Below are 13776 nucleotides of genomic sequence, written 5' to 3'. Positions count from 1 at the left end.
TTAGAAAGCACGCATTTACAGGAACTAGATCGTCTCGAAAAGCTATTTTTTGTTTGTGCTTTGGCATTAGCATGGTCATTCAAATTGGGTATATGGCAAAATAGTCTTAAGCCACTGAAGCTTAAAAAGCATGGCCGAAAACCGAAAAGTTTATTTCGTCTAGGGCTTGATTACTTACACAGGGTACTAGTAGAAGGAAGTGTTAACCTGGCAGTATTTCGGCACTCCCTGAAAGTTTTGTCCTGTACATAGCCACTGAATATAAATTTACACTTTACATACAACCATTGGTTTTGAGTTGCTTTTTTGTTAAGCAGCCTACCAATGGTTTAATCAAATTTTTCACCCACCAAAAATGCTCATGTTAAACACGGATTATCTACTATGAGAGTAAGCACTGGTATTAGAGTAAGTGCTGGAGATAACGTTTATCGCAAAGGGAATCATAGCGGTAATTTCGAACCGTTTATCCAGTGAGAAAAGGTTCTGTTGTCTACCAGTCACTTCAGTGCTGTAATAACCTTAATTCACCACACATGATGTAGATTTTCATGGCTGATATTCATATTGATGACTTTTATCGAGACTGTGCACTAGCACTCCTGCGTCTGTATAACTTTTTTCCACGCAAGTGCACCCTTTATGTTGACGATATTATATCTCCTGAGCATCCTGATGAGTTTGGCATTCCAACCCAACGACACTTAGCCTGTTTTGGCTGTATGATTTGGCTCGCTGAAGAAGGTTATGCTCGCTATGAAGACACAATTCGCCATGATGCGCTGGATCAAATTGTGCTCACTCAGACCAGTTTTATTAAGCTGTCTGGGCTGTTACCTGCCCAATTGTGCCAACCCATCCCCCCTCATCAACAAGAAAACCCACCACTTCCTCCTTCTGTAGCGGAACAACACGCCACCCTTGCACAACAGTTACGCCATGCGATCAACCATCAACAAGCTCTTATGGTAAAACACTTGCTGCGTTATTTTTTTAATAAGGAACTACCTCCTCCCCATAACTGATATACACAAAATAAATAACGACTCGTTAGCGATAAGCTCAACCAAAAACCCTTTAATTTATCAGTATTTATTTATAACAAACCTACATAAACTAAATGCGCGCAAACACATCTAATATTTGTGTTTGACAGCATGTGTTCTTGAAAAAAAGCTAACAAACCACATATTTGACTAATAGATTCCTGATGAGATAGGTAACCAAGCATGAAACGAATTATGCTTTTTCTTGCTACCAATATTGCTGTGCTGGTTGTTGCCAGTATCACACTCAACATATTGGGTGTTGGCAGCTACATCACAAGACAAGGGTTAGATTTTGGCAGCCTTTTGGTGTTTTGTGCTGTGTTTGGTATGGCTGGCTCTTTTATTTCCCTACTGCTATCAAAAACAATGGCCAAGTGGTCAACAGGCACCCAGTTGATAGACCAGCCCACATCGGCTAATGAGCGCTGGCTGGTGGAAACGGTGCAAGAACTGGCTAATAAAGCCGGTATTGGTATGCCTGAAGTGGGTGTCTTTCAGTCACCACAAGCCAACGCCTTTGCGACAGGTTGGAATAAAAATAACGCACTTGTAGCGGTAAGCACCGGTCTGCTGGAACGCATGAGTGCCGATGAAGTCCGAGCGGTTCTAGGACATGAGATAGGTCATGTCGCTAATGGAGATATGGTGACGCTGTCACTGATCCAAGGTGTCGTTAATACCTTTGTTATGTTCTTTGCGCGAATTATTGGCTATGCCGTTGATAGCTTCCTGCGTCGTGATGATGATGGCGGTGGTGTGGGTATTGGCTTTTATATCACCACATTTGTTATGGAGATTGTGTTAGGCATCTTGGCTTCTACTATTGTCATGTGGTTTTCACGCCAACGTGAATACCGAGCAGACCAGGCTGGAGCTGAATTAACCAGCCGCGAAGCAATGATTGGTGCCCTGCAACGTTTACAAGCTGATTATGCAGAGCAAAGTGCATTGCCTTCAACTATGACTGCATTTGGCATTAGTGGAGAGCAAAAATCCAGCTTGCTAGCCAACTTATTTTTGAGCCACCCTCCCTTAGAGGAACGGATTGCAGCCCTACAAAATATGAAGTAATCCTGAACACATATCTTAGCTATCAAGGATGGTTAACATCTACCCTTGATAGCTTTCCCCTCCCCAAATACATAGCCTTTTTATGCTGCATGTTACTCAAGTAGTATTAATCTCTTATTTAAGTGTGCAACCGCTAACTTCAGAGTATCAATGATACCAAAGGGATTTTTTTTTAGTTCCTTTAGGTATAAAAACCACTGCACGTGGGTGTTGCAGTTAGCATGACATGTCGTTTAATCTCACATTTAGAAAACATAAAAAAAACTTTTGTGACTCGTTAAACGCCTTGCCAAACATATTAAAAACTAATTACACAGTGCGGCGTCTTACAGGTGCGTAACGAATTTTGTACTGATTAGGCTAAGAGGTAACGAACATGCATCTGCAAACCATTCCAACCAGTAATAAAACCAAACCTTCCCATCGGCCAGATATTTTTAATGGTGGCGCCATCATTGATGAAAATGGCAAAGAAGTGCCCATCACAGAAGAAATGCTACAAAAAGCGTTCAAAAGACTGGAAAAAGCCTGGGTGCTCCCCAGAAAAAAATAAGTGTTTAATTTTTAGATAACAACATGAAAACTGTCGAACTGTCACTAAAAAAAAAGAGCTGATAATCATTCGCAATACTCAGCTTTAACTTTTCTGCACACAGCCCGCAGTCGTGTGCAATATGATTAATTGACCGTATACAGCTGCTACTAAATGGGTATACTTAGTAACAGACTGGTGACTTAACAAACGTACGACGTGAAAAGTGTATCGTATTACTAAACACTAATGAGTAACTACTTTAAAACCTAAAGCCTTAAATGCATGAACCACATCGCCAGGACAATTTTTCAATTTGATCTTTAGTGTTTTAAACTCACGTCGTTCTCGATAGTTCTTTCGCAAGTTATCAAAAACGTTGCCAACATCCACCTCAGATTTACCCATCTCCCGTCGTAACATAACATCATCACAACGTATGTCGTATAAGGAGCGTATTGCTGTAGATACGGCTTGTTGTCGAGGCACATTACCTGCAAAACTAATGCTTTTCATCACCGGCATAGGCGCAATACCAGGGAGTTTAATACGAGTAGGTAAACCAAAAAAGCGGCAGGCTGCTTTATAAATCATTTCCGTACCCTGCATCTTACCATCCAGGCTATAGCCCGCAATATGGGGGGTAGCAAGCTCAATATAGGGTAGCAGTTCAGTATTAAGCGCGGGCTCTCCTTCCCAGACGTCAAGTACAACGGTGATATTAACACCATCATGTTTTAACTTAAGCAAGGCTTCATTATCAATAACAGCACCACGCCCCGCATTGATTAAAATTGTGCCCGGCTTCAGTTGTCGTAAAATGTGCTCATTAAATAAGTGATGTGTCGGATGGGGTCCAGAGTCAGTGAGTGGCGTATGCAAGGAAATAATATCACTTTCCGCAATAAGTGTAGGCAAGTCTAGATAGGCACCCTGAGGTTCACTTTCTGCCAAAAAAGGGTCACAGACACAAGTCGCCACACCTAAACGCTGCAACACTTGGTGTAACGCACCACCAACATTGCCTTTACCGACAATGCCAACTACTTTATCGCGAATATCAAAATCCTGTTGCTCAGCTAACACATTGAGTGCGCTCAGCACATATTCAACAACGGCATTAGCATTACACCCTGGTGCACTGGCAAAACCAATACCTTTCTCAGACAAAAACTGCTCATCAATATGATCGGTACCTATTGTTGCAGTACCCACAAAACGCACAGTGCTGTCCTGTAGCAGCTTCGCATCAACCTGCGTAACGGACCGCACCAACAGCATGTCAGCTTCACGCACGTGCTCAGCAGAAATAGCCCGCCCAGGCAGACGAATAATATCCCCAAATGAAGCAAAAAAAGCATCTAACAATGGGATATTTTCATCAGCAACGATCTTCATAGCCAATACCTGTCAAAAATAAACCTCATTATTTAGCCATGCTCATGCATCAGGTGCAAGATACATAATGAACTATTAATATGATCTGCCAGGGCCTGATAACACTATTTGAATCACCACTGCCGTAGACTATTTTTTCGCCTAGCAAGGCACAAGGAATGCCGTGTAGTCATTCTACATAAATGACTTGTAACACCGCTAGGTGGAAAAATAATCACGGCCCGAAGGGTGATGACGGTAAAAGCACTACTCGTTGTTGCTCATTGTTCATTTAGAACCACTCAACTTCACGCTTCGCGCCTAGATGAGTGCTTTTACCATCATAACAGTGATATTCAAATAGTGTTAACAGGCCCTAAGAACCTGCCAACTGAAAGCTTACCCTAAGATCAACAAGCCCACTTTCCTGTTTACGTGATACATGAACATTTAATAAAGGAATCTGTTGCTTTTCCACAATGTCATATAGCCAGGTCAATACCTTTTGAAAGGGTACTTGCTCCAGCCACAGCGTCATCGCCTTTTGCCCAGGCTCTAAACGTTTAATATCCAGTTGTTGTTGACGAGCAACCTGCGTAATCCTCTGCCGTGCCTGGTCCGCTGTCAGTGTAGGGGCAGATTGCACTTGCTTAAGCGCTTTAGCTTGTTGTTGATGACTACTGACAAACTGGTAAGCCTCTTGCCAGTACAACAACTGTTCACTCGATTTACTTAAACGCTGCTGGGTAGGTTGCCAAATACCCCAATATAAAACCATCACCCCCACAAAAGCACTGAGCAAGATTAATGCTCTGCGATCACGGGGTGATAATGATGCTAAAAATGCCTGCATAGGTGTTCTCAACACATTAAAAAAAATTTGAATAGCTATTGAGCATAACTCAAACCATTAATTAATTTGCAGCAAGCTCAATCCGAGCCAGAACCTGCTGGCGCTGGTTGTTCGCTGAACGCAAATTAGCCTCTAAGCCTTGAGCTTTACTGGTACTAATGAGCTGCTCCACACTGGCTAAATCTTTTGCTAACAGCTCCATCATAAAACTACCATCATTACGAAAATCAAGAGAGCGGACTGTAAACTGACCTGGCTGTCCAGTTTGTAAAATATGGCCTAACTGAAATAATGTCTGCAAAAAAGCATTATCCTGACCACCCGACCTCTGCTTTAATTGGGCTTTAAATTGGCTAACAACATCAATGACCTTTTTTTGGTTTGGGAATATTTTGCGGTATAAGTCAGTGGTTGCCTGTTCTAACCTTTGAGCGTGCCTTTCCTGATGCCAGGCATAACCATGTAAACCTGCTAGCCCCAGTGAGATAACCATAATTACCCCAGCAATTGACCAGCGCCACTGTTTCCAACCTGTATTCTTACGATGACAAGGCTGCCACTCGTGATGCAGCAAGTTTACGTTACCTGTTTTCTGCCAAAGCCCTGACAGCCAGCTAAGCCAGTGGCCGGAAATAACCTGCCACTCAACCGGTAAGTCCATTGTTGAGGGTAGGCTCGAATCTGCGTCAGCCCAAGCCTGCTGCACTTCAGTCAAATCAATCAACTCTGGCACCAATTGAGCTGCCAGTGCTTCAGGGACAATGCCCACTGCGCTGGTTGCAGTCACCACTGTTACCTGAGACTGGTGACATACCACACTACTTGGCTGCTGAGCCAGCAACCAGCTTTCAGGTACCATAACATCCAACGGCAACCCTGCTTCAGTGAATGTTTCTACCAACTGTCGAATATCATCCTTTAATAAAGCAATACACGGCACATGATTATCTTCATTAGGTGATAACATCGTTAAGTGGTATTGATCAATATCCGCAACCAACCGCTCTTCCAGTAAATAAGGCACCGCTTGCTCAATATGCTTACGCTGTTTGGATGGCGTCGCCACCCAAGCCAGTGTTGTCAGTGCACCAGGTACCACTAACACCAACCTTGCACCTGGAAATTCAGCATAACGCTCAGCCAGCTGAGTAATACTTCCCTCTTCAACGTTACTTTGCTGCGCTTCCTGCTGAACACACCAACATAAATTGCTGGCTAACAATGTTTGTGCCTGGGCTGCAACATTAACAAACCCAATAAAAAATGTTGTTTTACTCATGATGACTTACTTTGCTCTGAGATCACCAAGGGGGCCGACAGTGGCAGCCATTGACGACTGATAACATCAATTTCTTTCTTATTTCTTCGGTGTAACAGGCTGCTTAACACTTGCCGTTTACCAAATAATACCACTTCTACCTGAACCCAAAAATAACTGCTTCTAACTTGATAATTGACACCATTGCTATTAAAACTTGAACTATCCTTAATAGGCTTGTTTTTACGCTGCTCAATTATTTTTGATGCTTTATTTGGATCGATGGCTTTCAATAAAGCTTCTGATACCGTATTAATATTCAACGCAAAAGTATCAATTCCTGGTAACACACAGCTTGTTGTTGCCAGTGTATCCATCACCTTTTGATTAAAACCTTTTATTTGCCGCAATTCACTAAAGTCATACAACAATTGATTCGCGGTTCGATACGGAGGTTTTAAACCGAGATAATAATAGTCCTCAGCAGAACTAACACTCTGATCGCTGTCCACCCAATCTTTTAAGTTAGTATACAATGCTGAAGGTAATTTACTGGCATTTAGTAACTGATTAAATTGTTTTTGCGAATTATTTTTTTTCTGGTCCGAGCCTCTGCCAGTACTATTTTCTGTATCATCATCAGTCGAGTCAGCCATCCCACCGAACTCAGAGTCTTCTCTTTCTACTAGAGTGTTTCTTGTTTCTTTATCATCATTTGTGTCACCTCCATTACTTCTGAATAGACTGTTTAAATTAAAACAGCGTTCAGCATCAATCACCCAAACCCGCGTATAAGCTTCTTTAATCGGATATTGCTCCAACTGCATAGGCTGGCCCCGATATGTACTCCAATCTTCCTCTATTAGCGCATCAACATCTGGGGTTTTATCCTGGGAAAGTACGTATTTAATTAATGCTTCACTACCCAAGGCATAACTTCTCAATTGAGCTTGTGTTACCGAGTGGCTGGTCATATTAATGAGTTGATCCAGTCGCTTAATAAGTGCCGCCGCTAAAATAGAAACAACTGCAAACACCAACATCACCGTAATTAATGCAACACCTTTTTGCGGCTTTATTTTGACATTGCAACCCATACTTCCATTTCTCCTAATGATTTATGGGTAAATATCACTTTTACTGCTTCAGGCATTGATGCGGTCGATTGGGTGTTATTGGGTGGCCAATCAGAGTGCCAGGTATCCTGTTTATCCAAAAACTGATAATGCAAATCGCTCACATCTGTTAGTAATACTTGTTTTTTTGGCTTAACTTCGGGCGGTCGATCCAGAAAGCGCCAATAATACCTAACCAACTCATTATTCACGTTTTCATACTTCACCCTTTGTAAACGACTACGTTTGCCATCAGGGTGTTCTGGCCAGCTTTGTAACGGATTGTCCCAACCTAACCGGGTAAATTCCAAGGTGTTTTCATCAATAATAAAAGCTTCTTCTTTATCACCAAATTCATTACGGATAGGACGCTTAACCCATTGTTCTAAATCATGACGAATAAAATAAAACGTTTTCTGTAAATCTACCATTTGCTCGCTATGATCAAACACAGTTACCTGAGTGCGTAATAAGCTGTTGAAAAGCTGATAAACCGCTAAACCAATAATGCTAAAAATAGCTACCGCAATGAGGACTTCTAATAAAGTAAAACCATGTATACGCTGCCTCATGGTTTACTTATCCTCACACTATTTTGCATACCGTTTAAAAAGCTTGTGTTCATGTCGCATCAGCCTCCATAAAAGCAACCAGCGTCGCCAATTGGTACTCATCTTCACGCCATGATAATTTACGCTCTACAGCGATTTCTACACGCAAAATACCTTTGTTTTCAGTCGTTTTAATAACACTTTTTACGAGCCACTCGCGGTCCGCAAACTTAATTTCTTTTTCAGTGTTACCTGATTGTTTTTTTTTCGTCCAACGCAATTCACTTAAATAATTTTCAGCGACCTGAACCGCTAAGGTTTTTTCTTCCAGTAACTGCACTTTTTGCAAGGTACCACTGCCCGCCATCAGCAAAATAGATGCCGCAGCCGCAAATACAGCAACAGCCAGCATAACCTCCAGTAAGGTAAAACCTTGATTAGCGTGTTTTGACTTCAAACCCAGCCGTACCATCAGTCGCAATCATCCACTCTCGTTCTGTTTGTTGCTGTTCATTAATAATGACTAACCGGAACGGTGTCACTTCATAGCTCGATAAAAAAACAATATGCGGTGTTACACGGTCCTTATCCTTTTCTCGTGATGAACTATTACGAGAATCCTCTTTTTCATCATCTTCCGCTTCTTTTTTGCGCATGGTAGGCGGCTGCCAATAATCTTCTCGCTCATCCAGCAATAAACGAAATACCAATCCATCAGGCAGTGTAATTGAGGAAAAAGGTTGTTCTTCTGCTTTTTGGCACTGCCAGTTTTCTTGAGAACAGGTTAGTAACGATAACTGCTGATCTGATACCACAAGTCCATACTGTCGTTGCTGATAAACCGCCGCTAACGATGTCTCATTGAATACCGTCTGCAAGTTACCTAATAACTGACGTATTTCTCGATCTCGTGAACCATCCCCCAAGGAGATAACAGTCAAGCTCACCATTACGCCAATAATCACAAGTACGACAAGCAATTCAATTAACGTAAAGCCTCGCTGATCGCCTTTTAGTACTGGGTTTGAAGCATGCACATTATTCATCACGCTTGCTATACAACGAGTGCATTAAGGTTGAGAATTGGCAATAACACCGCCAATACAATGACCAGCACTATAGCCCCCATAAATAAAAGCATCATGGGCTCAAATAAGCCCACCAACATGGCCACAAAACCTTCTACTTCTTGTTGCTGATTTTCTGCTGCTCGTCCCAACATATCATCTAACTCACCACTGGATTCACCACTGGCCACCATGTGCAAAATCATTGGAGGAAATACATTGGTTCGCTCTAATGCTTTACGTAAACTGTTACCCTCACTGACCCAGAGTGCAGTATCTTTCACCTGATGTTTAATCGACAAATTATCAATAACCTCAACTGCAATATGTAAGGCATCCACTAACGGCACACCACTGCGTACCAAAATACTCAACGTACTGATAAAACGCGCAGTTTCCATGTTTAATAGCAATTTCCCCATCACGGGCAGCTTTAACCAAAACTGATGAACACGTTTTTTAAACGAATCATGACGCATACCATAGCGATACCCCATCCAAGTCAATACGCCAACAATAGCGACGTAATACCAACTGCTTTTTACCCAGTCACTGGCCGCAATAATCACTTCCGTTAACGCAGGTAATTGTTGCTTGGAGTTAATAAAAACTTTAACAATATCAGGCACAACATAACCTAATAAAAAGCCTACAATCAGTAACGAAGCACAAAGCAAAATAATAGGGTAAACCAACGCTAACTGAATTTTTTGACGAGATTTTTTTCGATCTTCAGTATAATCCGCTAACCGGTTCAACACTAAATTTAAGTGTCCTGACTGTTCACCGGCTGATACCGTTGCCCGATATAAATTTGGAAAGACCTGAGGGAAGTCCGCCATACTATTGGCTAAAGAGTAACCTTCTAGTACCCGAGAGCGTACTGATAATATAATCGCTTTAATTTTTCGTTGATCATTCTGATCAGCAACCGCCTTCAAGACTTCTTCAATTGGCATACCTGCCTGTATCAATGTTGCCAATTGCCGTGTGATCAGTGCTAGCTGATGTGCAGAAATCCGTTTTCCGAGCTGTAAGCTAAAGCGTGGTTGAGTATCACTACTGCGCTCTTTTGTGGCAGTAACTGTCAGCGGTGCCAGCTGTTTATCACGCAGCAACTGACGTACCTGTTTGATACTATCCGCTTCAATAATACCCTTTTCTTCCTTTCCTCGCGGGTTTAACGCGATATACTCAAATGCAGCCATACCTGTACTACTGTTAGCCCTCTAGCATTACCCTTCTTGTGTCACCCGTAATACTTCTTCCACCGTGGTTAATCCGGCTAGCACTTTCGCTTTTCCATCATCACGAATACCTGGCCCAAGTTTGCGGGCATGAACAGCAATTTCCTGTTCAGCGGCTTCAGTGTGAATTAACGTACGAAGGGTTTCGTCAATGGCTATTACTTCATAAATACCCAGCCGCCCTCGGTAGCCCGAATGATTACATTCCTCACACCCTTTTGGATGGTATAGAGTAGGCGCAGTTTCTTCGTCGAAACCCAATGCTTGGCAGTCCCGCACAGTTGCAGTATAAGGCGCTTTACAGTCATCACAAAGCACACGGACTAAGCGCTGGGCTACCATCCCGATTAAACTGGATGCTAATAAAAATGGCTCAATGCCCATATCTTTTAGACGAGTGATAGCCCCTATTGCCGTATTAGTATGCAATGTTGACAATACCAAGTGTCCGGTCAAACTGGCTTGCACGGCAATTTGTGCCGTTTCCATATCTCGAATCTCACCGACCATGACCACATCGGGGTCTTGCCGAAGAATCGCACGTAAACCACGCGCAAAGGTCATATCAGTCTTCGTATTAACCTGCGTTTGACCAATGCCTTCCAGATTGTATTCAATGGGGTCTTCGACGGTGAGAATCGTCCGTGTTTCTGCATTTAATTCTGCCAGGCTCGCGTAGAGTGTCGTGGTTTTTCCTGAACCTGTAGGACCTGTGACCAAAATAATACCATGGGGTCTAAACAGCAAATCGCGAATAGTCTGATCATCCCGTTTGGCTAACCCTAACTTATTTAAGTCCAAACGCCCCGCCTGCTTATCCAGCAAGCGCAGTACAACTCGTTCGCCATTACTGGAAGGTAATGTGGATACCCGAATATCGACTTCACGACCAGCAATACGCAACGAAATACGCCCATCCTGAGGAATACGCTTTTCAGCAATATCCAGCTTTGCCATGACTTTTATTCGTGACACTAACAATGACGCCAATTCTCGTTTAGGCTCAATCACTTTACGCATCACACCATCGACACGAAAACGCACTACTAAACGTCGTTCGAAAGTTTCAATATGAATATCAGATGCCTGTAGATGAATCGCTTCAGATAAAATAGCGTTAATCAACCGTATAATCGGTGCATCATCTTCTTGTTCCAGCAAATCCTCAGCTTCTGGAACTGCCTCAGCTAATCGTGCTAAATCAATATCATCACCCAGCCCTTCCATTGCCTCCATGGTTTCTGAAGAGCCACCCTGATAACTTTCAGCTAACTGCTGATTGAAACCACCTTCATCTAATTTAACGACATGATGGATCTGATAAGCAGCACGCACGACCTCAGAGTAAACATCCGTGGTTAACTGCTCACGAAAATATAGTGTTGTTACTGAGTCATCCCGTTTCAGTAATACACCATGCCGCTTCGCATAACTGTAGGGTAATGGTTTGAAGGCAATTGGAGTTGCTTCCTGAATATCTGCTACTTCTGTATTGTATTGATCTGCCATGCACAACCACCAGCACTGTGACCGAGGGCACGGATGATAACAAAACTATTTCTAAAAAGCTCGCTGAATCCCTTTTCTTAGGACGGGTATTCAGAACAAGAAATTAAGCATTAACTTTTTGAGTTCAATTGAGACAACTTTGTTATTCTTATTAGATGGTAGCAAGCACTTAGCTTGCTACCAGCATATATATATGCTTGACAAACTGTATCAAGTATAACAGGAGTATTCCAGCTTTAACTAGTTTAAAGCAAGATACACCCTTCACGAATCATTTTTAGGGTTTGTTGACAGCGCTCTTCACCCCAGTCACTTATTAATATAAGCTCCGGGGGCTTCATCGCTTGACGGCCGCCCCTAAAAACCCTTCGTTTTGGGTATAGTTTAATCTACTCATAAAGAGTAAAGGTCACTATACCCTGTATCTATTGATCCTTTATAGGGGTATAAGTTACCGCTACCATGTCGATAAGAATCAACATTGCCTTGGTAAGGATCAAAGTAACTTCCATAGGGGTCTTGATAAACATCAACTGATGAATAGGGATCACTATTCCCTTCATCTATCGATACATTATATAAATCTAAGTTACCATTACCAAAATTATAGGGGTCAATATTGCCTCGGTAAGGATCAAAGTAACTTCCATAGGGATCTTGATAAACATCAACTGGAGAATAAAGGTCACTATGCCCTGTATCTATCGGTACTTTATAAGGATCTACGTTACCATTACCAAAATTATAGGGGTCAATATTACCTCGGTAAGGATCAAAGTAACTTCCATAGGGATCATGATAAACATCAACTGTTGAATAAGGATCACTATACCCTGTATCTGTCGATACATTATAAGGGTCTAAGTTGCCATTACCAAAATTATAGGGATCCACATAACCTTCACCTGAACAGCGAAGTTCTTTACAGAGTTCATTTAGCTTTAATACAAAGCTTCCAAACTCATAAGCATTTAAAGTCGTTAGCTCAACAGTATAATATCCAGATTCGAGCCACTGAGAAGCCTGATTACCATCATGTCGTTGCGACTGTTTTTGAAACAATTTTATGCCGCGACTGTTTGAGCCCTTCACCAAAGTCATAAACATCGCAAAGTCACTTGATGAAGCTTCTAGTCTATAATATCCAGCATGGTTAATTTTAAAGCTATATGTTTTTGCATAAAATTGCTTTAAACTAACAGGATTATAAGGGTCATAGTAGCTTTCATCTACTCTCAATGACGACGTACAACGTGAATAGTTATCTATCTCTCCACTCAGAGCTGAATTGACACTTATTAATCCATGGCATGGCTCGCTATCAGCTTCAGATAATACAAGATCAAATTGGCCATTTACATGAGGATTACGGGTGGTTACATCAAGCACATAAACGCCCGTATTTAAAGTACGAACCATTTCACGACTTAAGGCTGTACTATAGGATTCATCAAATGTTTCATCCAGTAAAACCAAACGTCCACTCTCTTTTTTCGCTAAATAGACATATGCGCTATTATTTGAAAAAAAAGCATTAACTCGTACGTCTGTTGGTTTTTCTAATTTGAACTCAAACTGTTTAGCATTAAAGTCTGACCGGTCAATTGAATTATAAGGGTCATAATACCCAGTCTCTCTAAACTGTGAGTAGCAGCTATCAGATAATAACCCTCCCAATGTTTGACCAATAGTCATATGTGTATAACAGCCACTCACTGGGTAAGCGCTTAGTCTAAAACGATAATTTCCTGAAGCAATCTGATTATGAGCAGTTACTTCTAATGTATAAAATCCTGGCATCAAATGAAAGTCTAACGTATCACTCGTACGAGACCAGCTAACCCCATCGCTATTACTAATCACTTTTTGACTAAAATCATTATCTCTATAAAAATTAAGGCTCTATATGGATTCCTAGGGGGTTATATCAATAGCTCTATTAGATCATTAAGTAAGCTTTTTCCTCGGCACTTTATATTGTACACAAACTCAAATAATGCTAAATAAAAAGGTAGTTTTTCTTGAGAAATACCTCGATGAGGTCTTAACCATGAGCGTAGTAATGACCAACAACCTTCAATGGTGTTAACATGTACTTCGTGAAAACCATCCCCATCTTCATCACGAGCATACTCCCCTTTCCCGTG

13 protein-coding genes and 2 pseudogenes are annotated in these 13776 nt (G+C 41.8%); 4 read left to right on the top strand and 11 right to left on the bottom strand.

Features of this window, described 5'->3' with window-relative positions:
• The 4 genes and pseudogenes from F607_RS35220 to F607_RS34790 form a co-directional block, all read left to right on the top strand.
• Positions 1 to 252: pseudogene (locus F607_RS35220) on the top strand (IS4 family transposase); the annotation flags it as partial.
• Positions 253 to 551: 299 nt separating this feature from the next.
• Positions 552 to 1025, top strand: a complete 474-nt coding sequence (locus tag F607_RS0120020) for a hypothetical protein (protein ID WP_027709512.1) — start codon at positions 552 to 554, stop codon at positions 1023 to 1025.
• A gap of 204 nt (positions 1026 to 1229) precedes the next feature.
• The gene (gene htpX, locus F607_RS0120015) at positions 1230 to 2120 is read left to right on the top strand and encodes a protease HtpX (protein ID WP_027709511.1); all 891 of its coding nucleotides are present in this window, start codon (positions 1230 to 1232) and stop codon (positions 2118 to 2120) included.
• Between the two features lie 376 nt (positions 2121 to 2496).
• Positions 2497 to 2673: a PA1571 family protein gene (locus F607_RS34790; protein ID WP_165773425.1), complete on the top strand. Its 177-nt coding sequence runs from the start codon at positions 2497 to 2499 to the stop codon at positions 2671 to 2673.
• A 225-nt stretch (positions 2674 to 2898) separates the two neighbouring features.
• Here the strand turns inward: F607_RS34790 and pdxB are convergent, their stop codons facing one another.
• From pdxB to F607_RS34785, 11 genes and pseudogenes are all read right to left on the bottom strand, one after another.
• Positions 2899 to 4050 carry a 4-phosphoerythronate dehydrogenase PdxB gene (pdxB, locus tag F607_RS0120005; protein ID WP_027709510.1) on the bottom strand — a complete coding sequence of 384 codons (1152 nt, stop codon included), beginning with the start codon at positions 4048 to 4050 and terminating at the stop codon, positions 2899 to 2901.
• Between the two features lie 355 nt (positions 4051 to 4405).
• Positions 4406 to 4882 carry a type II secretion system protein GspM gene (gene gspM / locus F607_RS0120000; RefSeq protein ID WP_027709509.1) on the bottom strand — a complete coding sequence of 159 codons (477 nt, stop codon included), beginning with the start codon at positions 4880 to 4882 and terminating at the stop codon, positions 4406 to 4408.
• A gap of 61 nt (positions 4883 to 4943) precedes the next feature.
• Positions 4944 to 6161 carry a type II secretion system protein GspL gene (gspL, locus tag F607_RS0119995; protein ID WP_027709508.1) on the bottom strand — a complete coding sequence of 406 codons (1218 nt, stop codon included), beginning with the start codon at positions 6159 to 6161 and terminating at the stop codon, positions 4944 to 4946.
• Positions 6158 to 7237 (bottom strand): type II secretion system minor pseudopilin GspK, encoded by a 1080-nt coding sequence (gspK, locus tag F607_RS0119990; protein ID WP_027709507.1) that lies wholly within the window; start codon positions 7235 to 7237, stop codon positions 6158 to 6160. The genes gspL and gspK overlap by 4 nt, the downstream gene beginning before the upstream one ends.
• Positions 7216 to 7827 (bottom strand): type II secretion system minor pseudopilin GspJ, encoded by a 612-nt coding sequence (gspJ, locus tag F607_RS30695; protein WP_051311663.1) that lies wholly within the window; start codon positions 7825 to 7827, stop codon positions 7216 to 7218. Before gspJ ends, gspK begins: the two co-directional genes overlap by 22 nt.
• A 49-nt stretch (positions 7828 to 7876) precedes the next feature.
• Positions 7877 to 8263, bottom strand: coding sequence for a type II secretion system minor pseudopilin GspI (gspI, locus tag F607_RS30690; protein WP_051311662.1), 387 nt, complete (start codon positions 8261 to 8263; stop codon positions 7877 to 7879).
• Complete coding sequence (gene gspH, locus F607_RS0119975; RefSeq protein WP_027709506.1) at positions 8244 to 8852, bottom strand: type II secretion system minor pseudopilin GspH; 609 nt, start codon at positions 8850 to 8852, stop codon at positions 8244 to 8246. The genes gspI and gspH overlap by 20 nt, the downstream gene beginning before the upstream one ends.
• Before the next feature lie 8 nt (positions 8853 to 8860).
• On the bottom strand, positions 8861 to 10081 hold the full coding sequence (gene gspF, locus F607_RS0119970; RefSeq protein WP_027709505.1) for a type II secretion system inner membrane protein GspF: 1221 nt from the start codon (positions 10079 to 10081) through the stop codon (positions 8861 to 8863).
• Between the two features lie 27 nt (positions 10082 to 10108).
• Positions 10109 to 11629 carry a type II secretion system ATPase GspE gene (gene gspE, locus F607_RS0119965; RefSeq protein ID WP_027709504.1) on the bottom strand — a complete coding sequence of 507 codons (1521 nt, stop codon included), beginning with the start codon at positions 11627 to 11629 and terminating at the stop codon, positions 10109 to 10111.
• Positions 11630 to 12022: 393 nt separating this feature from the next.
• Positions 12023 to 13492 carry a hypothetical protein gene (locus tag F607_RS35215; protein WP_211233677.1) on the bottom strand — a complete coding sequence of 490 codons (1470 nt, stop codon included), beginning with the start codon at positions 13490 to 13492 and terminating at the stop codon, positions 12023 to 12025.
• 59 nt (positions 13493 to 13551) lie between these two features.
• Positions 13552 to 13776: pseudogene (locus F607_RS34785) on the bottom strand (IS1595 family transposase); the annotation flags it as partial.

Origin of the sequence: Zooshikella ganghwensis DSM 15267, from assembly GCF_000428585.1 — a bacterium.
Lineage (GTDB): Bacteria > Pseudomonadota > Gammaproteobacteria > Pseudomonadales > Zooshikellaceae > Zooshikella > Zooshikella ganghwensis.
Note: the sequence above shows the minus strand (reverse complement) of the source record. Positions and strands in the feature narration are given on the sequence as shown.